Consider the following 19,897-nt stretch of genomic DNA (forward strand, 5'->3'; position numbering starts at 1 on the left):
CTTCCATGTCTGCCAGCAACAACGCCGGGTTCAACACACGCGCCGTCCACGCCGGACAGGCCTTCGAACCGGTGACCGGTGCTGTGGTGCCCCCGCTGCACTTCAGCTCCACGTACGCCCAAGACGGCATCGGCAACCTGCGCTCAGGTTATGAATACGGCCGCGGCGGCAACCCCACCCGCGACGCACTCCAGGAGCAGCTTGCCGCGCTTGAAGGTGGAACCGCTGCGTTTTCCTTCGGCTCCGGCCTTGCAGCCGAGGACTCCCTGATCCGCGCGCTCGCCCGGCCAGGCGATCACATTGTCCTGGGCAACGACGCCTACGGTGGAACCTACCGCCTGATTAACCGCGTGCTGGGTGATTGGGGCATCGGCAACACGCCCGTGGACATGTCCGACCTCGACGCCGTAGCCGCTGCGGTTGCGGCCAACAAGACGCGCATGGTGTGGGTGGAGACGCCGTCCAACCCGATGATGAAGATCACGGACATCGAGGCACTCGCCGCCGTAGCTCACGACGCCGGGGCCCTCCTGGTGGTGGACAACACCTTCGCGTCCCCCTACTTGCAGACCCCGCTGGCCTTGGGTGCCGATGTGGTGGTCCACTCCACCACCAAGTACATCGGCGGCCACTCCGACGTTGTGGGCGGTGCCATTGTGGTCAAGGACGCTGAGCTTGCCGAGAAGATCGGTTTCATCCAGTTCGCCGTTGGTGCAGTGTCCGGCCCGATGGACGCCTTCCTGACCACCCGCGGCTTGAAGACCCTTGGCGTTCGCATGGACCGCCACAGCGAGAACGGCCAAGCCGTGGCTGAATGGCTGCTCCAACGTCCCGAGGTGGAGGCCGTGCTCTACCCGGGCCTCCCGGACCACCCCGGACACGAGCTCGCTGCCAAGCAGATGAAGAAGTTCGGCGGCATGGTCTCCGTACAGTTCAAGGGTGGCGAAGCGGCTGCACGCACGGTTGCCGAATCCACTTCGGTGTTCACCCTTGCGGAATCCCTGGGCGGCATCGAGTCCCTCATGAACTACCCGTCGGAAATGACCCACGCCTCCGTGAAGGGCACCGAGTTGGCTGTCCCCGTCAATCTCCTGCGCCTCTCGTGCGGCATCGAAGAAGCCGAGGACCTGATCGCCGACCTTGAGCAGGCCTTCGCCAAAATCAGTTAGGCCCCCAAATCCGGCTCTTGTTCGCACTCCTCACCGTTCTACGGTGGGGGTTGACGAACAAGAGCCGGATTAGTTGTTGCTGGTGCTATTCGTCTAGCCGGAGATTCCCTCGCGGCCGTCTTCCTCACGGCCCGTCAGGCGGCGGTGGAACGTGGTGTCTTCGGCAGAAGTGACTTCAAGGTCGTACCAGCCGTTCAGGGTCTCCCAACCGATCTTCTTAATGTGTCCCGGCTTGAGCTTCACGGTTTCGACGCCGTCCGCATACTGCACCGACTTCAACCCCAGGGTTACCGTTGCGGTGCCATTGTTGCGCAGCTCCAATTCAACGTCCTTCTTGCCGCGGCGACCGGTGACGGTGACATCGACGCCGGACGCCGCGCCCGCCGTCGTGCCCTTCAGTTCGTACTGGTACCGGTTGGGCCCGGTGACGACGACGTCGAAGGTGCCGGAAGCGACAGGGAGGTCCACGTTCTGCTGACCGAGGACGTCCACATGCCGGGGTTCGGTGACTTCGCCTGCTGAGCCGGACCCTACATAGTCGTACACTGCGAAGTGGGTTGAACTGGTGCCTGCGTTAGCTAGCGTCAGGGCGAGCCTTCCGGGCTGCACCGCTGCCGAAACACGCGGCCTGTAGGGGAGCGGACGGGCCGGCCGACTGCCCGTTTCCTGGATGGGCGCTACTTGGACGGCCGGGGGATTCGGGCGCCAGCGGCTGATTTTGGCAGGAACAGCGTCAGGGTGCTCAAGTTTAGGCGGCGTGCCGGGGGAGGCGAAGTTGAAGACGCCTGTCAGGTCACCGCAGACTTCACGGCGCCACGGGGAGATGTTCGGTTCCTCTACACCGGTCCAGCGCTCCAAGAAGCGGAGCACCGAGGTGTGGTCGAAGACTTCCGAGCTGACGTAACCGCCCACAGTCCACGGTGAAACAACGGTCATGGGCACCCGGGGGCCAAGACCGATGGGCCGTGCTGTGGTCCACTCAGTGGACTCGCCTGATGCTGGTCGCGGCTGTACCGGCGGCGGGACGTGGTCGAAGTAGCCATCGTTCTCGTCAAAGTTGAGGAAGATGGCAGTGCTGTCCCAGGTGTCAGGGTTGCTGGCCACAGTGTCCAGGAGGCGGTAGACGAAGTTGGCACTGCCCACCGGCGTGGAAGCGCCAGGGTGCTCGGAGTCGGCGGCGGACGGTACCAACCAGCTGACCTTCGGCAGCGTGCCGGCGGAGATGTCTGCGCCGAGGCGGTCCAGGAGAGTGTCGGGACGTCCTCGCCACATGGCTTTGTCGAACAGGGACCGCTCAGCGTCGGTGAGGGCAGCGCGGCCCTGCTCAAGTTGGGCGAGGAGGCGGTCCTGCTCGGCTGCGGACTTCCCGGCGAGGTGGTCGTAGAACTCTTCGGTGGTCCTGAGGTTTCCCTCCACGGATGCCAGCATTTTGCGGCCGATTGCCTTGAACGTTTGGAAGTACTCCACAGCGTTGTCGGTGAAGTTATCCCAGTCCTGGTAGATCTGCCACGACACACCAGAGTTCTCCAGGCGCTCGGGGTAGGTGGTCCAGTCATAACCGCCGTGATCGTAGCCGTAGGCCGCATTGGTTACGGCACGCTTGGTGCTGCCGGGCTCATTGCCCGTGGTGCCGCTCCAGAGGTAGTTGCGGTTGGGATTGGTGGAACCGTTGACGGAGCAGTGGTAGGCATCGCAGATGGTGAAAGTGTCCGCGAGTTCGTATTGCAGCGGGATGTCCTGGCGCTCGTAGAAGGTCATGGTGGAGGCACTCTTGGCGGGAATCCATTTGTCACACCAGCCGTTGTTCCACGCCGTCGTGGTCCCGTTGAATGAGTGGTCCAGATCGCCCAGGTACTGGATGTCGGAACCCGGCCGGCCAGCTAATTCCGCGGCCTTGCGTAGGGAGAACGGCAGGACAGTTTCGCCGGTGGCCCGGGGCTGCTCGAACATGGATTTGCCATTGGGCAAGCGGGTCACGGACTTGTCGCTGTATCCGCGGACGCCCCGCAGCGAGCCGAAGTAGTGATCGAAAGATCGGTTCTCCTGCATCAGGACAATCACGTGCTTGATGGACTGCAAGTTTCCGGGGAGGACCGGCCTGGCCATGGCAGCCTGCACGGACGGAGGCAGTAGGGAGCCCGCAGCAGCAAGCGCCGTCGCTGCAGCTGCCGTGCCGAGGAAGCCGCGACGGGAAAGTCCGCCGGTTCCGTTGGTTGAACGATTCACCGTATCAGGGGTTTTCGAGGACATTCAGGGGTGCCTTTCGTGGTCGGAGTCGACTGGGCCAGCGTAGGCATGGAGTGTGAACCGATGATGAAACTGCGGCAAACCGGCGGGGTGTGTCGTGCGTAGCGGCTCGCATCCGTTGGCAACCTAGCTTTCTTTAGGGAAGTCAGCTAGTTTTGTGCGCATGCCTCTTCGTTCCGACTGGTCTGCACGCACGTGCAGCCTCGCCCGTGGCCTCGATGTCCTGGGCGATCCTTGGGGGAGCCTGGTCCTCCGCGAAATCTTCTTCGGCAACGGACGTTTCGACGCCATCAAGCAACGCCTCGAGGTAGCAGACAATGTCCTCAGCAAACGCCTGGGATGGCTCCTCGACGCCGGGCTGCTCACCCAGCGCCCCTACCAAGACGGCGCGCGCACACGGCAGGAATACGTCCTCACCCCCAAAGGCGAGGACGCACTTCCAGTGCTTAACGCCATCATCATCTGGGCGGAGAAGCACCTGGACGCTCCCAACGAGGTGTCCCATATGAAGGTCATCCACACTGACTGCGGGCAAGCCACGTTGTCAGCGGACACGTGCACCAACTGCGGGGCCCGGCTGACCGCAGCTAACACCAGCTGGCATAGCCTCAAACGCAGTGACCACCCTCTGCCACTCGCCACCGCTCCCACCACAGCTTCCCCTGAAACGGAGATCCCCGCATGACCGCTCCCGACGTCACAGGGGCCCCGCCCGAAAATTCCGGGACACCTGCCGGCAAGACCGGCAACGGCAAGACTCCTGCCGGCAAGCCCCGCCGTCTCCACCCCGCCTGGATCGTGGCCGCAGTTGCCTTCCTGGCGCTGGTTGGAGCCGCAGGCTTCCGTGCGGCGCCCGGGGTGCTCATGGTCCCGTTGCAGGATGAGTTCGGCTGGTCCACCACGGTCCTCTCCTTGGCCGTCAGCATCAACCTGGTCTTGTTCGGCTTGACGGCCCCGTTCGCTGCGGCCCTCATGGAACGCTTCGGCATCCGGAAGGTCACCTCGCTGGCGCTGTGCCTCATCGGGCTCGGCTCAGCATTGACCGTCTTCGTGAACCAGTCCTGGCAGATCCTGCTCACGTGGGGACTGCTGATTGGCTTGGGCACCGGTTCCATGGCCCTGGTTTTCGCTGCGACCATCGCCAACACCTGGTTCGCCAAGAGCCGTGGCCTGGTCATTGGCATCCTGACCGCAGGAAGTGCCGCCGGACAGTTGGTGTTCCTGCCGTTCATCGCCGCGCTGGCCCAGAACCCGGGCTGGCGTGGCGCATCCTTGCTCATCGCTGCGGGTGCGCTCGCAGTCGTCCCGCTGGTCCTGCGCTGGCTGCGGAACTCGCCCGCCGACGTCGGGGTCTTGCCGTACGGCGCAGAGGAGCCTGACGCCGGCAAACCGGGGGCTGAGGAGCCTGACGCTCAAGCCGCCGACGCCGGGTCAGCCGCAACGCTCCCGAGCAAGCCCGCCGCCGTGGTCGCGTCGCCGGGCGCGGGGGATTCCCCCAATGCGGCGATCCGTGCCCTGCAGGTCCTCAAGCGTGCAGCTAAAGTCCGCACGTTCTGGGCCCTGGCTGCGGGTTTCGCGATTTGTGGTGCCACCACCAATGGCCTTATCGGCACGCACTTCATTCCATCGGCCCACGATCACGGGATGCCCGAAACCACGGCGGCAGGTTTGTTGGCCGTCGTCGGAATCTTCGACATCGTTGGGACCATCGCGTCCGGTTGGCTGACGGATCGCTTCAACCCCAAAGTGCTGCTGGCCGTGTACTACCAGTTCAGGGGGATCGGGCTGCTGGTGCTGCCGCTGTTGCTGGGCTCGTCCGTGGAGCCGAGCATGATCATCTTCGTGGTGGTCTACGGGCTCGACTGGGTTGCCACCGTGCCTCCCACTGCAGCTATTTGCCGCTCGGTATTCGGTGCCGATGGTTCTGTGGTCTTCGGCTGGGTCTTCGCAGCCCACCAGCTCGGGGCAGCCGTGGCCGCTCTCCTGGCCGGCTTCATCCGCGATGCTACCGGGCACTACAACTACGCCTGGCTCGGCGCAGCTGCCATGTGCACGGTGGCCGCAGTCATCAGCGCCACCATCCGCAAGGACGCCGTGAAGAAGGAACCCGTGGCAGTGGCCTGACAGTACGACCTCCTAGATCCGTTGTGAGGCCCGCTCTGCACGCTATGTGTGCCGGGAAGCATGCAGAGTAGGCCTCACAACGGGTGTTCCTGCGGGTTGTGGGGCCCGCTCTGCACGCTATGTGTGCCCGGAAGCATGCAGAGCAGGCCTCACAACGGGTGTACTAGCCCGCTTCGTTGATCCGGAACGTCAACGTCCGCGCTTCCGGGCGCAACGCGTACTCCGGCCACACGTCGGGTCCACAGGCCCTTGACCCCAGCCCGTGCTGGGCAGCGTCGAGGTACAAGTAGCTGCGCTTGCTTGCCGGCAACTCGTGAGGATGCGCTGCCGCGGAGATCTCTTGGGCTGTGTGCCGTGAAAGCGTGAAACCGGGGAGGCGGCCGCGGGAGTCCTTGATGGCATTGAACTGCAGCCAGGAAGTGCCATCGTTCTGGAGATCCAGAGTCCGGACAGCACTGCGGTGTCCCGTTTCCTGGGGCTTGGCGTACTTCACCGAAAGCTCGTCGATACCCGCCGAGTAGCGGCCCACCAGCGCCGCGTGCATGCTGTCCGGATAGGACTCGCGTGGGCCCGCGCCGAACCACGAGGCACCGTCCACCGAGCGGGGCAGATCAAAGCGCACCCCCACCCGCGGCCAGATGATGTCCCATCCTGCGCTGGGAACAATGTCCAAGCGAAGCCACAGCTCGCCGTCGGACAGTTGCCAGTTTTCCTCCACAGACACCCAATGCGCGGCGTCGGCTGCTGCATATCGGGTCCGGGTCACCACGCTACGTTCGCTGGCTGAGACCTTTTCCACCCGGGCCGTGAGCCTGTCCAAACCAGCATCGCGCCACACTTTTTCCATGGAAGGCGCAGCAACGCCGTCACCGTTGTTGAGCCAAGGATCGGCGAGGTCGTAACTGCCGCGGCCGGCACCGGCGTCGTTATCCGTGGGAGCACGCCACAACTCAAGCCACGGCCCGGACACCGGCAGCCCTGCGAGCGAGACCAACCGACCATCTTCAAAGACGCCAGGTCCCAGTGAGACGGTCCCGGAAGCCGGTGAAGCTGACCGTCCAGCCGATGCCAAGGGGCGAGGGGGCGTCACGCGCGGACGTGCTGTGGTCAGTTCCAGTTGCGCGGCAGAGATAACGTGCCCTGCTTCGGCCCAAGCCGTGTCTTTGCGAAGCGCCACCTCCACGGTCAGCCAACGCTCAGCGCCGGCCTCCACGCCCTCAAAATCAGGCAACCCGATAAGCGCCGACTCTCCAGCGGCGAGGGAGGCGCCCGCTGCAGTGACGACGTCGATTTCGCCGGAAGCTGTCACCCCGCCGTCCACTTCTGTGCGCCAGCGTAGTACGACGTCGGACGCATCAGCCGTGTGCCGCAGGTTGGCGACCGAGACGAATCGCAACGGGCCGCCGTCGTGGGTTTCCGTTGAGAATCCCAGCCGCAGGGGAGCGACGATCTGCTTGTACTCGAAAAGCCCCGGGCTGGGCGTGGAGTCGGAGAGGACCATGCCGTCCATGACGAAGTTGCCGTCGTGGACAACCTCGCCGAAGTCGCCGCCGTAGGCGAAGAACTCTGTGCCGTCGGCCGTGGTGGTGCGGATGCCGTGGTCCCGCCACTCCCAGACGAATCCGCCATGGAGCCGCGGGTAGCGGTCCACCAGGTCCTCGTACTGGTCGATTGCGCCGGGCCCGTTGCCCATGGCGTGGACGTACTCGCACAGGATGAACGGTTTGGTGCGCTGCCGCGCGGACTCCGCAGCGGAACAGCCCAGCAGCAGCGAGCCGGAGTCGTCGCGGCCAATGGCCTCAGTCTCAGGAACCGACGAGTACATCCGCGAGTAAACGTCCGTGTACGCACCGCTGTAGTCGCCCTCGTAGTGGACGGGCCGCCCGGTATCGCGGGCGTGAGTCCACGCGGACATCGCGGCGAGGTTGGCGCCCGTTCCGGACTCGTTGCCCAAGGACCACATGACGATTGAAGGGTGGTTCTTGTCCCGCTCCACCGTTCGCTCCATGCGGTCCACGTACGCCTCCCGCCACTCGGGGTTGTCGCTGGGGTTGCCAACCCAGCCGTGCCGTTCAAAGCCGTGCGTTTCAAGGTCGCACTCCAGGATCACCCAGAAGCCCATCTCGTCCGCGATGTCCAGCAAACGAGGATGCGGAGGGTAGTGGCTGGTGCGGATCGCGTTGACGTTGAACTGCTTCATCAAGGCGAGGTCGGCGCGGGCAAAGTCTTCGTCGAACACGCGGCCGCGGTCAGGATGCGTTTCATGCCTGTTCACGCCGTGGAACACCACGCGGCGGCCGTTCACCAGGAACTGATCGCCCTTGATCTCCACCGTCCGGAAACCCAGGCGCAGTGAAAGGGTCTCGCCCGCGCTTTCCACCGTTGCGTTGTAGAGGCGCGGAACCTCTGCGGACCAAGGTTCGACGCCGGTGATCGCCACCGGGGCGACGTCGGCAGGGGAGTTCCAGACGACGTCGACGTCCAGTTCCGGAACTGACAGCCGAACCGGGTAGGCGGACTGGTCCGCTGTGATCTCAGGATCAATGGTGCCTGAGCCCGCGGTGTAGGACATACGCAGCCAGACGTCGTCGATGCCCTTCTTGGGGCGGGCTTGGAGAGTGACGTCACGGAAGATGCCCGGCATCCACCATTGATCCTGATCCTCCACGTAGCTCGAAGCCGACCATTGATGGACCCGGACGGCCAGTATGTTGTGTCCCGGGCGGGCGGCATCAGTGACGTCGAATTCCTGGGCCAGCCGGCTGCCTGTCCCTACGCCGATCTCGCTGCCGTTGAGCCATACCTTGTAACGGGATTCGACGCCGTCGAACCTTAACACGATGCGCTCGGATTCGCTCCAGTCCGTGGGCAAATCGAAGGCTCGGCGGTAATCGCCCGTCGGGTTCTCGTCGGGGACGTGGGGGGCATCAGTGGGGAAGGGGAACTGAACGTTGGTGTAGATGGGGCGACCGTAGCGGCCGTCACCCTCCAAGACCCAGTGCGCCGGGACCGGGATCTGGTCCCAGCTGGAGTCGTCCAACCCTTCCTCTGCGAGGCCTTCGATTGCCTCGCCAGCGGGAAGGACACCCCGTCCGCCGGGAGTTCCGGGTGCACCGGCCAAGAGGCGAAAGCGCCACTGGCCGTTGAGGGACAGTGTGGGCGCGTCTGTGTGCAGCCAAGAGCGGGCCGGAAGTCTCTTGCCGGTGCCGGGACCGGTATCAGTGATGTAGTTGGCGGTGTTGGTCATTACTTAACGGCTCCTTCTGTCAGCCCGCCGCGCCAGAAGCGCTGCAGGACAACCATGGCGATGCTGAGCGGAATGATGGAAAGCAGCACCCCGCCGGTGGTCAGTTCATAAAATTCGGGCAAACGGTCAACCTGGCTCAGCCAGTTGTTCAGGCCAAGCGTGATGGGGTAGAGCTCGGAGTCGGACAGCATGACCAGCGGCAGGAAGTAGTTGTTCCAGATGCCCACCAGCTGGAACAGGAACACGGTGACCAGGGCCGGCGTCAGGACCTTGAGCCCAATGGTGTGGAAGATGCGGAGTTCGCCGGCGCCGTCGATCCTGGCGGCCTCGATCAGCGAGGTATCGACAGTGGCCTGGGCGTAGATGCGGCACAGAAACAGCCCGAAAGGCGAGACCAGCGACGGCAACAGGACACTCCAGTAGGTGTTTGCCAGGCCCATCTGGCTAAACAGCAGGAACAGCGGCAGGGCAGTCGCGGTGCCGGGAACCAGCACGCCGCCAAGGATGGTGCCGAATACCAGGTTGCGGCCCCGGAACTGGTACTTGGCCAGCGCGTAGCCTCCAGCCGCAGCGAAGTACGTGGCCAGGAGTGCGCCGACACCGGCATAGATCGCCGAGTTCAGGAACCAGCGACCAAAAATCCCGTTGTCATAGCTGACCACGCGGCCGATGTTTTCCCACAGGGAGAACGTGGGGGCGAACCAGAAACCGTTGGTGGAGAAGAGATCGGCGGTGGACTTTGTGGAGGCGACGAAGACCCAGTACACGGGAATCAGGAAGTACAAGGCGACCACCACCAAAAGTGCGGTGACGATGATGGTGGATGACCGTCGTCGTCCGGCTGAGCGGTCCGGGCCTGCCGAAGCCTTGCTGCGGACGGCGGTGGTGGTGGGCTTTGTGGCGGTGGCGGTCATGAGGACTTCCTGTTCGTCAGTGCGAGGAAGGCGAAGGAAAGGGCGAACGCGGCCACGGCGATGATGACCGACTGGGCTGCTGCGACGTTGTAGTCGTTGTAGGCAAAGGCCGTTGTGTAGGCGCTGAGGTTGGGTGTGTATTGGCTGTCGATTGCCGGAGCCACCGTCTTGAGGACTTGCGCCTCAGCGAAGAGTTGCAGGGTTCCGATGATGGAGAACACTGTGGTGAGCATGAGGGCCGGACGAATGAGGGGGAGCTGGATGCTCCGGGCGACGCGCCAGGTGGAGGCACCATCCACCTTGGCGGCCTCGTAGAGTTCCACCGGGATGGCCTTCAGTTGCGCCACGATGATCAGCATGTTGTAGCCCGTGTAGCTCCACGTGACGATGTTCGCGATGGACCACAGCACGCTGTTCGCTCCCAGGAAATCCGGGGTCAGGCCCACAACCTTGGCGACGTCGAACAACGGGCTGAGCCCCGGCACGTACAGGAAGGACCACAGAATGGTGGCGATCACGCCGGGCACGCCGTAAGGGAGGAAGTAGGCGGCGCGGAAGAAACCCGGCCATCTTGCAGAGGCCGATTCGAGCATGAGGGCCAGCGCCGTGCAGAGGACGATCATGACTGGCACCTGAACTATGCCGAACAGCAGCATTCGGCCGATGGATGCGACGAAGCTGCCGTCGGCAAGGGCTTGAGCGTAGTTGCTGAAACCGGCGAATTCGCTGGTGACGCCTGCCTCGCCGAAGAGTCCGCTGCGGGTTACCTTGGTGAAGCTGGACATGATGGCCACAACAATGGGCAGCAGGAACGTGAGGACAAAGAGTCCCAGGAACGGTGCCAGCAGGAGCCAGGGCGCGCGGGCAGCGGCGCCCGCGCGCTTGCCGGCCTGCTTACCGGCCTGATTACCGGAGCGGATTGTTCCGGCCGAGCGCTGGGCGGTGGGTGTGGTGCGGGTGGTGGTCATGCCGTTTCCTTCCGGATGCTGAGGCCCTTGTTCTTGAAAACGGTCATGATCTGCTGCTCCGAAGCGGCAATGGAATCCACCAGTGAGGTCCCGAAGGCCTTCTTGCGGAAGCCGTCGCTGAGGATGTTGAAGGACTGCTGGGTTACCGGCCACCAGGACCAGTCAGGGTTCTGCTGTTGGGTAGCGGGGACGAAAACTTCCTCGTTGTACCGTTGTCCGCCGAAGAATGCCGACGGTTGCTGCCGCTCGGTGCCGATGAACCCGGGGTTGGGTGACCAGCCGATGCCGCTGTTCTTGATCTGGGCGTCGATTCCCTCTGTGGAGGTGGTCAGCCACACTGCGAACTCGACTGCTTCCTTGGGATGCTTGCTGTTTGCCAGGACGGCGGCAGTGGATCCGCCGAGGTAGCTTGAGCCGAAGCCTGTGTCGCCCCAAGTGGGCATCGGAGCTGCGCGCCACTTTCCTTCGGAACCGCTGACACCCTGAACCAAGGCGTCACCCCAGCTGCCGGTGATGGTCGAGGCAATCCCGCCCTTGGCGGCAGCTGCAAACCAGCCCGGGGAGAAAGCGCCGTACGCGGTGGTGACGAGGTCGTCGTCGATCGCTTTGTCGAAGAAACGCGCGGTGTTGAGCGTGGCGTCGTCGGTCATGTTGATAACCCAGCCATCCTCCTCCGGGCGCAGCCACTGCGCGCCGGCCTGCCCCGCGAAAGAGGCAAACGGAGAGGCATCGCTAATGGGGAAACAGTCCAGGTAGCTGTCCACGGAGCGAAGCTCGGCGGCCAGCGCAGCCCATTCGTCCCAGGTTTTCGGAGCGACTCCGCCCACCTTGTCCAGGACGGCCGGTTGGTAGAACATGCCCATGGGGCCGGCGTCCTGGGGGATGCCGTAGACGCCTGCGGTATAGCTGACCTGCTTCCACAGGGTTGGGTCGTACAAGTGGGCGTGGTCATTGGCGCCGTAGCGGGACACATCAACCAGGCCATTTACCAACATGAACTCCGGGATGGAGCGGAACTCCACCTGGGCCAGGTCCGGTCCGCCTCCTGCTGCCAGAGCCGAGTAGAGCTTCTGATATCCGCCGTTGTTGCCACCCGGGATCCACACTACGTCCACGTGGATGTTCGGATTGGCTGCATTCCAGACGTCGGCGACTTTCTGGAAATCCTTGAGCCAAGCCCAGTAGGTCAGTCGCACGGGCTCGCCTGCGGCGGCAATGGTTGGTGCAGCGTTGACGGACTGTGTGCCTGGAGTAGCGCACCCGGTCAGCAGGCCCATGGCTGCTGTGCCCAGGCCTGCGCCCAGAAGTTGTCTTCGCGTAAATCGGGTCATGAGCCTTCACCTCTTCGTGTCAGGTTGACGATGACGCGGGCTTGGATTCTGGGTCCCGCCGCGGCAAGTGTGACCACGGTAACAGAAAATTCGAGTGGTTACTCGAATTTCATATGGGGCCGTAACACGCATGTACACTGGCTAGCCATGACCACAAAGGACGTGGGTCGCGCAGCGCGGCGGGGCCCCTACGCGAAATCCGAAGAAAGGCGCCGAAGCATCCTGGATGCAGCCCATGAGGTGTTTGCTGCCCACGGCTATCGTGGCGGATCGCTACAGTACGTTGCCGACAAGGTGGGATTGAGCCAAACCAGCCTTCTGCACTATTTTCCGTCCAAGCGCGATCTCCTGATGGCAGTCCTGGAGCGCCGTGATGAAATCACCGGCGATGCCTTCCCGGACGACATGGAAGAAGGCTTGGTTGACTCAGTAATCCGGACGGCGCTCTTCAACGAGAACATCCCGGGCGTGGTTGAGCTGTACACCGTTCTGTGCGCGGAGTCGGTCACAGATTCGCACCCGGGGCGGGTTTACTTCACCGAACGATTCGAACGTCTCCGCAAGAGCTACGCGCGGCGATTCGCCGAGCTGGCTGCCGAGGGCCGGCTCCGCCCCGGCGTCGATCCTGATGAAGCTGCCACGTCCTTGGTTGCCCTGTGGGACGGGCTTCAGACGCAATGGCTGCTTGCCCCCGACGAAGTGGACGTGGTGAAGGGCCTGCGTGGCTACTTCAATCTGGTGGTCCTCCCCAACCCCGAACCCTCACCCAAGTAGGTAGCAGTTCAGGTCGTTCTCAGACCTGAAAACGACCTGAACTGCTACTTAGTTGGGTGGGCTAGCCGCGGAAAGCCCCGATGCCCGTGATGTGCTGGCCCAGGATCAGGGTGTGGACCTCATCCGTGCCCTCGTAGGTCCGGACCGACTCCAGGTTGTTGGCATGGCGCAGCGGTGAGTAATCCAGCGTGACGCCGTTACCGCCTAGGATGGTGCGTGCCTCGCGGGCGATCTTGATGGCCTCGCGGACGTTGTTCAGTTTGCCCATGGAAATCTGTTGGGGCTGAAGGTGGCCGGCATCCTTCAAGCGGCCCAGGTGAAGCGCCAGCATGGTGCCCTTCTGGATCTCCACCAGCATGTTCACCAGCTTCTCCTGCGTGAGTTGGTAGCCGGCCAGCGGGCGGCCGAATTGGAGTCGGTTTCCGGCATACTCCAGCGCAGCTTCGTACGAGTCGCGGGCAGCGCCCATGGCACCCCACGCGATACCGTACCGCGCCTCGTTCAGGCAAGAGAAAGGTCCCCTAAGCCCGAACGCCCCCGGGAGGATGGCCTCGGGACTCAGCCTCACGCCGTCGAACATTACATCGCATTGAACCGAGGCGCGCATGGAGAGCTTCGGCTCGATGGGCGTCGCGGTCACGCCGGGCGTTCCGGCGGGAACAAGGAAGCCGCGGATTCCGTCCTCGGTGTTCGCCCACACCACCATGACGTCCGCGATTGAAGCAAGCCCGATCCAGCGCTTTGCCCCGTCCAGGACCCAGCCGTCGGCACTTTCGCGGGCAAAGGTGGTCATGGACGACGGGTCCGAGCCCGCCGTTGGCTCCGTCAGTGCGAAGCAACCGATCAGCTCGCCTGCGGCCATCCGCGGCAGCCACTGTTCTTTCTGCTCCTCCGAGCCCCACTTATGGATCGCTGTCATGGCCAGGGAGCCCTGCACCGAGACGAAGGTGCGGATCCCCGAATCCCCGGCCTCCAGTTCCATTGCCGCAAGGCCATATTCGACGGCGGTCCGCCCGGGACAGCCGTAACCCTCCAGGTGCATGCCCAGGACACCGAGCTCGCCCAACTCCGGGGCGAGCTCGCGTGGGAAATGAGCGTCCTCGTACCAGCGCGCGATGTTCGGACGGATCCGTTGCGCGGTGAAGTCGCGGACCCGGTCGCGGAGGTCCAGCTCGTCCGCAGTCAGCAGGGAATCGAGGGCAAGGACGTCGGAGGTGTTCGTCGTTGAGTCGCTCATTCCAGCATCCTAAGTGGCTAACCCGCCGGCCAGCAGCACCGCCTACTCACCGCGGACAGCCCCAGCCTCTGCGCGGTCACCCGTGAAGTAGCCACGGGTGGACGGTGCGAAGCGGCACACCACGGCCAAAACGACGCCCAGGGCCAGCAGCAGCACGCCGCTAACGAACGCCCCGCCGATGCCGAAGATCTGCGTGTCGCCATACGCCGGGTCCCACATCTGGACTGCGGAGATGAAGAACGCCACGGTGAGGGACAGCGCACCGAGGAACGGCAGGATGCCTCGGAACCACAGGTTCCGTGCCGAGTCCCGGAGCGTGGAGCGGAAGAACCATACGCAGGAGAAGCCGGTCAGTGCGTAGTAGAACGCGATGAACAGGCTGATGGCGCTGATGGAGTCCGAGAGCAGGTTTTCGCTCAGGAAGCTCATGGCCACGTAGTACACCACGGCCACCGCACCCATCACCTGAGTGGAGAAGCCCGGCGTCATGAAGCGCTCGTGGACCTTGCCAAACCGGGGCGGCAGCGCACCGTGGACCCCCATGGAGAGGGTTCCGCGGGCAGTCGGGAGGATGGTGGTCTGTGTGGAGGACAGGACGGACGCCAGCACGGCCACGATGATCAGCCAGCCCCAAGGTCCCAACACAACGTCCTTCATGGCTAGGAAGACGTCGTCTTGGTTTGCTTCGTTGCCCAGCCCGATACCGTCGGTACCGATCGTGGCGTACATCATCACCAGAAGGGCCACGGAAACGTAGATCGCCACCAGCACAGAGGCCGAGATCACGGCGCCGCGGCCGGGGGTCTTGGCCGGGTTTTCCGTTTCTTCGTTCAGCGCCAGGCACGTGTCCCAGCCCCAATAAATGAACAGGGCAAGCAGGACACCGTGAACCACGGCACCGGGGTCGGCAAAGGCGCCGGCAGGGTTGAACCACTCGAAGTCGAAGGGCTGCCCTTCGGGCGCGCCACCGGCGATACGGACGACGATGGCCACCGCGAAGATGCCCAGCGCGATGTACTGGATATAGGTCAGGGTGCGCTGGATGTGCTCGCCCAGCCGAATGCCGCGATGGTTCACATACGTCATGAACACGATGAACAGAACGCCGGTAGCGGTCACCAGCCACGTATTGTCGGCCAGGGAACCGTCCCCGATCAGCAGCCACAGATACTTGCCCGCGATTTGCGCCAGGTTGGCCAGCACCACCACGCCCGCGAGGGCCACGCCCCAGCCGCCCAGCCAACCAGCCCACGGGCCGAAAGCTTTGCGGGCCCAGAAGAACGTAGTGCCGCAGTCGGGCATGGCGCTGTTGAGCTCACGGAAGGCGTAGGCAATGAACAGCACCGGGATGAAGCCGAGGATCAGGATCAGGGGAGTGTAGTTGCCGTTGACCGCGACAATAAGGCCCAGCGTGGCAGCCAGCGAGTAGACGGGTGCGGTGGACGCAAGGCCAAGCATGACGGAGTCGCCCAGGTCAAGGATCCCGGCATGGAGGCCTTTGGAAGGCACGACGGCGGTACGGTCGCCGCCCGCTGGGCCGCCACCCGGCGTCGAAATTTCAGTGCTCATAGTGCAGCTCCGTAGGAAGTAGCAGGGGGCGCGACAGGCGCCGGGGCGTCGATGGTGTTGGGGACAAAGCGGCAGTAGTAGTCCGTGATTGGTCCGTCGGATTCGCGGATCCCGCACCCCACGGATTCGCCATCCACTACCCAGAGACCCAGTACCGGGTGGTTCCCGTCGAAGTCGGGGAGGGAATGGTATTGCTGGAAGCACCAGCCTTCGCGCCCGTAACCACCAGGCTGCTGGATCTCGATGCCCGGGGCATGAATGCGGATGTTGTCGCCCTCACGTCCGTGCAGCGGCTTGGCCACCCACTCCTTGAGGGGACCTGGATCGCCGAGGTAGGCGGGAAGCAGGTTCTCGTGATTGGGGTAGAGATGCCATAGCGCAGCCAGCAAGGCTTTGTTGGACAGCAGCATCTTCCACGCCGGCTCAACCCAGCGGGGGTTGTGGGCGCGTTGGAGGAGGCGGTGTCCGAAGGGCTCCTTCATCATCAATTCCCACGGGTACAGCTTGAACATGGTGCTGATCATGAAGTTGTCCAGGTCCACGAACCGGTTCAAGTTGGGGTCCCAGCCAATATCGGACATGTTGATGCCAATGGTGGTCCACCCGCCTTGGCTCGCTACATCGCGCATGTAGGCCGCAGTCATCCAGTCCTCGCCGGATTCCTCAGCCTCCGAGTGGGCAACGTGCAGGGTGCTCATGCCGGTACGGAACTGCAGCTTCTTCCACTGACGGATCAGGGCCTCATGGATTCCGTTCCACTGGTCCTTCTCCGGGAAAACGTCCTGCAGCCAGAACCATTGGGCCACGGAGGCTTCGATCAGTCCGGTGGGGGTATCGGCGTTGTACTCCAGCATCTTGGCCGGACCGCCCTTGCCGTCATAGATGAAGTCGAAGCGGCCGTAAATGTCCATGTCGGCGGCCAGCAGTGATTCGCCGGCGAGTTCCAACGCCTGCTGCCCGATGCCGATATCGCCCATGGCCCCGGTGGCCAGGTACTTCGCGGCCTCCAAGCACATGATGTGCATGTCCTCGGCCGTCTTCTCGAGGGTTTCCACCTCGTCCATGGTGAATTCGTAGTATGCCGATTCGTTCCAGTATTCGATTTTCCGGCCATCGGGCATGGTGGTAGTGGAAAATACCAGGCCCTGTTCTTCGATCTTTTGCTTCCAGTCCGGCCTGGGCTCGGAGGGCAGTCGACGCACGCCTAGCCTCCCGAGCTTCCGCCGCTTTTGGAGCTGCTGCCAAAGCCGCCGCGGCTTACTGTGCCGCCCTTGGTGCTGTATCCGGTGGCTGTCTTGGCCCCGGTGGGCACAGTCTTGGTGTAGCTCGGGTAGGAGCTGCGGTTCTGGCCCACGGCGGGCACACTGGCCCCGCGGGAATAGAAGTACCAGGCGTAGATCGCAGAGCTGCGGCCCGCCGAACTGCTGTTGTCGCACTGGTTGTCGTCAACGCGCTCGCCGGTTTCCTCATTGAAACAGACCTGTGCGTAGTCGGCTTCCTTCTCGTTGCTGGCTACGATCGCTGTGATGGTTCCGGCCAGGAGGGCAGTCACACCGAGACCCACCACCACGGTGCGGCGCTGCGAGCGCTTTTTCTTCTTTGCTGCCTCGGCTTCACCGCGTTCGCGTTCTTTGGCGAAGGGGTCAACCACGGGGAGGGGCTGGCCGGGCTGGGGTGCCCCGGATGGGAATGCTCCGCCCTGCTGTGCCCCGGCGGGGGTTTTCTTCCTCTTGCCAGTGCTCCCGTTGCCGGATCGGCCATTCACGGAGCGGCCATTCACGGGGCCGCCTTGACTCGGGTCCTTTTCCACGGGCATGAACAGCTCAGGATGGAGTTCAGGTTTGGGTACCTGCCATGGAGGAGGCTTGGGCTGGTTGTTGCCCGCTCCGAAGTCGCCGTTGTTGTCCCTGCTGCTGCCGTTGTTGCCGGCCGCGTCAGGGCTGTCTTTCGGGTCCATGTATATCCCCCTGGATAGACCGTTGAAGTGTCCGGCGCCACGCCGGACCAGAATGCTCAGAGCAAGCCTAGTCCTTGTGCGCGGTGCTGGCACTGATGACAGCCGTAAATGGGAAGAAGTCCCCATCTACGGAACCATGTAAGGATGTAGCCATGCCGGGACCTGAAGCACATAGCAACGTGGACGACGGCGTGCTGCTGCGGCTTCCGCCGGTTCGCGGCATTGGCTCCGCCCGGGTCATCACGGGTCTGGTGTTGGCTGTCCTGTTGCCGCCCGGCATTGAACTCCTGGTAACTGTCCTCGGGTTCCGCAACTTCGCCATGATCATGCTGTTGCAACTGGCAGTAGCTGTTGCGGTGGCGGCCATCGGTGGTTTGTGGCCGGCAGTGGTGGCCGCGGTGCTGGGCAGCTTCCTTCTTAACTACTTCTCCGCCGACCCCGTCGGGTCCCTGTCCATCGCCGATCCCACCACGTTGTTCACGTTGGTGGTTTTCCTTGCGGTGGCCTGTGGGGTGGCGCTCGCCGTGGGCCTCGCAAGCCGCCGTGCCCAGGAGGCGGCTCGGTCCGGGGCCGAGGCTACGGCCCTTAGTGGGCTCGCCCTGCAGATTCTTAGCTCGGATGGGAGCTTGGAATCGTTTCTTGAAAAAGTGCGCAGCAATTTGGGCATGGAGGCGGTAACACTGCTGGGTTCGTCCGGGCTGGGCTCATCAGCTCAAGGTTCATCAGCCGGTACCCCACCCGAGCTGCGTGTCCTGGCGAGTGCCGGCCCGAATCCGCCGTTGACCCATGCCGCCGCCCACCATGCCGCCGTCGTCGATCCCCACTACACCCTGCTGCTGCGTGGCGGGCCGTTGTCAGCGCAACATCAACGGTTGTTGGCTGCGTTCGGGGCTTTCGTGGTGGCTGTCCGGGAGAGGCAGCAGCTGGTGAAGAGCCGGCGGGATAACGTCCGGTTGGCCGAGGGCAACAAGATGCGGACGTCCATCCTCCGCGCTGTGTCGCATGACCTTCGGACGCCCTTGGCCGGGATCAAGCTCGCCGTCAGCAGTTTGCGCCAGGAGGATGTGCATTTTCCGCCGGATGTTGAGCGGGAGTTGCTGGAGACCATCGAGGATTATGCGGACCGACTGGACCATTTGGTGGACAACCTCCTGGACATGTCCCGCATCACCGCGGACGCGGTCAATCCGCTGTTGACCGGAATAGTGTGGGCTGAGGTGCTGCCGCAGGCGCTACGGGGGATCCCCCAAGAGCGGTTGCGCAATGAACTCCCGCCCAACCTTCCCCCGGTGCAGGCCGACGCCGGAATGCTTGAGCGGGTGGTGGCCAACATCGTGGAGAACGCCGTGAAGTACGCGCCGGACTCGGATGTGGTCCTCACCGCCCGTGCGGGCGCCGGCATTACCTTGGGGGACCGGCCCGCCAGCGAACTGAGGATCATCGATCACGGAAGCGGAGTAGGGCAGAAGGAAGTGGTGGATATTTTCCAACCGTTCCAGCGCTTTGGTGATCAGCCGTTGCCTGCGATGGGAGGCGGAGCCAGCGCTGGTGGCGGGATTGGCTTGGGACTGGCTGTCGCGAAGGGTTTCAGCGAGGCCATGGGTGGCAGGCTAGCAGCGGAGCCGACGCCGGGTGGCGGGCTGACCATGGTGGTCACGCTGCCGCTGTGGACCGGGGGCCCGCAATGACGCTGGTGCTGATTGTCGAGGATGAAGTCCGTATCGCCAGGGCCATGCAGATCACCCTTCAAGCCCATGGCTACCAGGCATTGACGGTGGGCAATGGTGCCGACGCCCTTCAGGCCGCGGCCAAGCAACCTGTGGAGATCGTGGTGCTGGACCTTGGCCTGCCGGACATGGACGGGGTGGAGATCATCCGACGCATCCGCGGCTGGAGCAATATGCCCATCATTGTGCTGTCCGCCCGACACGCCTCGGAGGACAAAGTTGAAGCGCTCGACGCCGGTGCGGACGACTACGTGACCAAGCCTTTCGGTCTGGATGAGCTGCTTGCGCGGCTTCGGGTCGCTTCGCGCCGTGTTGTGACCGAACATGAGGAACCAACGCTGGCCACTACGGACTTCATGGTTGACCTGGCGGGCAAGAAGATTCTCAAGGATGGCTCGGAAGTGCGCCTGACGCCCACGGAATGGAACATCCTGGAGTTGCTGGTCCGCAATAAGGGAAAGCTTGTGAGCCAGCAGCAGATCCTCACCCAGGTATGGGGGCAGGCGTACGCGAAGGAAACACAGTACCTGCGCGTATATATAGCCCAGCTACGGCGAAAGCTGGAGCGGGATCCCGCCGAGCCCCGGCACCTGCATACGGAAGCCGGTATGGGCTACCGATTCGATCCTTAAT

General features: G+C 63.6%; 15 protein-coding genes. 6 read left to right on the plus strand and 9 right to left on the minus strand.

The features are described from left to right. The first annotated feature begins 5 nt into the window (after nucleotides 1-5). On the plus strand, nucleotides 6-1,169 hold the full coding sequence (locus M1D89_RS08055; protein WP_498649629.1) for a cystathionine gamma-synthase: 1,164 nt from the start codon (nucleotides 6-8) through the stop codon (nucleotides 1,167-1,169). A 93-nt stretch (nucleotides 1,170-1,262) separates the two neighbouring features. Here M1D89_RS08055 and M1D89_RS08060 read toward each other — a convergent pair whose 3' ends face one another. Beyond that, nucleotides 1,263-3,419, minus strand: a complete 2,157-nt coding sequence (locus M1D89_RS08060; RefSeq protein WP_498649630.1) for a phosphocholine-specific phospholipase C — start codon at nucleotides 3,417-3,419, stop codon at nucleotides 1,263-1,265. Between the two features lie 160 nt (nucleotides 3,420-3,579). On the opposite strand from M1D89_RS08060, the gene M1D89_RS08065 reads away from it, so the two are divergent. Then, the gene (locus tag M1D89_RS08065) at nucleotides 3,580-4,101 is read left to right on the plus strand and encodes a winged helix-turn-helix transcriptional regulator (RefSeq protein WP_498649632.1); all 522 of its coding nucleotides are present in this window, start codon (nucleotides 3,580-3,582) and stop codon (nucleotides 4,099-4,101) included. Then, nucleotides 4,098-5,540 carry an MFS transporter gene (locus M1D89_RS08070; protein WP_498649634.1) on the plus strand — a complete coding sequence of 481 codons (1,443 nt, stop codon included), beginning with the start codon at nucleotides 4,098-4,100 and terminating at the stop codon, nucleotides 5,538-5,540. Before M1D89_RS08065 ends, M1D89_RS08070 begins: the two co-directional genes overlap by 4 nt. A 163-nt stretch (nucleotides 5,541-5,703) precedes the next feature. On the opposite strand, the gene M1D89_RS08075 is transcribed toward M1D89_RS08070, so the two are convergent. Genes M1D89_RS08075 through M1D89_RS08090 form a run of 4 tightly spaced genes read right to left on the minus strand, consistent with a single transcriptional unit; the run spans nucleotide 5,704 to nucleotide 12,000 of the window. After that, nucleotides 5,704-8,787, minus strand: a complete 3,084-nt coding sequence (locus M1D89_RS08075) for a glycoside hydrolase family 2 TIM barrel-domain containing protein (protein ID WP_498649636.1) — start codon at nucleotides 8,785-8,787, stop codon at nucleotides 5,704-5,706. Next, on the minus strand, nucleotides 8,787-9,701 hold the full coding sequence (locus M1D89_RS08080) for a carbohydrate ABC transporter permease (protein WP_498649638.1): 915 nt from the start codon (nucleotides 9,699-9,701) through the stop codon (nucleotides 8,787-8,789). The genes M1D89_RS08075 and M1D89_RS08080 overlap by 1 nt, the downstream gene beginning before the upstream one ends. Continuing rightward, the gene (locus M1D89_RS08085; protein ID WP_498649641.1) at nucleotides 9,698-10,669 is read right to left on the minus strand and encodes a carbohydrate ABC transporter permease; all 972 of its coding nucleotides are present in this window, start codon (nucleotides 10,667-10,669) and stop codon (nucleotides 9,698-9,700) included. Before M1D89_RS08085 ends, M1D89_RS08080 begins: the two co-directional genes overlap by 4 nt. Then, nucleotides 10,666-12,000, minus strand: coding sequence for an ABC transporter substrate-binding protein (locus M1D89_RS08090; RefSeq protein ID WP_498649643.1), 1,335 nt, complete (start codon nucleotides 11,998-12,000; stop codon nucleotides 10,666-10,668). The genes M1D89_RS08085 and M1D89_RS08090 overlap by 4 nt, the downstream gene beginning before the upstream one ends. Before the next feature lie 147 nt (nucleotides 12,001-12,147). On the opposite strand from M1D89_RS08090, the gene M1D89_RS08095 reads away from it, so the two are divergent. After that, the gene (locus M1D89_RS08095; RefSeq protein WP_498649645.1) at nucleotides 12,148-12,774 is read left to right on the plus strand and encodes a TetR/AcrR family transcriptional regulator; all 627 of its coding nucleotides are present in this window, start codon (nucleotides 12,148-12,150) and stop codon (nucleotides 12,772-12,774) included. 61 nt (nucleotides 12,775-12,835) lie between these two features. Here the strand turns inward: M1D89_RS08095 and M1D89_RS08100 are convergent, their stop codons facing one another. From M1D89_RS08100 to M1D89_RS08115, 4 genes are read right to left on the minus strand one after another with little or no spacing between them, the layout of a single operon-like run. Continuing rightward, nucleotides 12,836-14,011 carry an acyl-CoA dehydrogenase family protein gene (locus M1D89_RS08100; RefSeq protein WP_498649647.1) on the minus strand — a complete coding sequence of 392 codons (1,176 nt, stop codon included), beginning with the start codon at nucleotides 14,009-14,011 and terminating at the stop codon, nucleotides 12,836-12,838. 42 nt (nucleotides 14,012-14,053) lie between these two features. Further along, entirely contained in the window at nucleotides 14,054-15,580 is a 1,527-nt protein-coding gene (locus M1D89_RS08105; protein WP_498649649.1) for an APC family permease, read from the minus strand. Further along, on the minus strand, nucleotides 15,577-16,782 hold the full coding sequence (locus M1D89_RS08110; protein ID WP_498649651.1) for a glutathionylspermidine synthase family protein: 1,206 nt from the start codon (nucleotides 16,780-16,782) through the stop codon (nucleotides 15,577-15,579). The genes M1D89_RS08105 and M1D89_RS08110 overlap by 4 nt, the downstream gene beginning before the upstream one ends. A gap of 2 nt (nucleotides 16,783-16,784) precedes the next feature. Next, on the minus strand, nucleotides 16,785-17,537 hold the full coding sequence (locus M1D89_RS08115) for a Tat pathway signal protein (protein ID WP_498649653.1): 753 nt from the start codon (nucleotides 17,535-17,537) through the stop codon (nucleotides 16,785-16,787). 152 nt (nucleotides 17,538-17,689) lie between these two features. Here M1D89_RS08115 and M1D89_RS08120 point away from each other — a divergent pair, with 152 nt between their 5' ends. Both M1D89_RS08120 and M1D89_RS08125 read left to right on the plus strand, forming a co-directional pair. Then, a complete protein-coding gene (locus M1D89_RS08120) occupies nucleotides 17,690-19,225 on the plus strand; it encodes a sensor histidine kinase (RefSeq protein WP_498649655.1) in 1,536 nt (511 codons plus the stop codon). Continuing rightward, nucleotides 19,222-19,896, plus strand: a complete 675-nt coding sequence (locus tag M1D89_RS08125) for a response regulator (protein ID WP_498650920.1) — start codon at nucleotides 19,222-19,224, stop codon at nucleotides 19,894-19,896. Before M1D89_RS08120 ends, M1D89_RS08125 begins: the two co-directional genes overlap by 4 nt. The last annotated feature ends 1 nt before the right edge of the window (nucleotide 19,897 follow it).

This window comes from Arthrobacter sp. D3-18 (genome assembly GCF_054408525.1).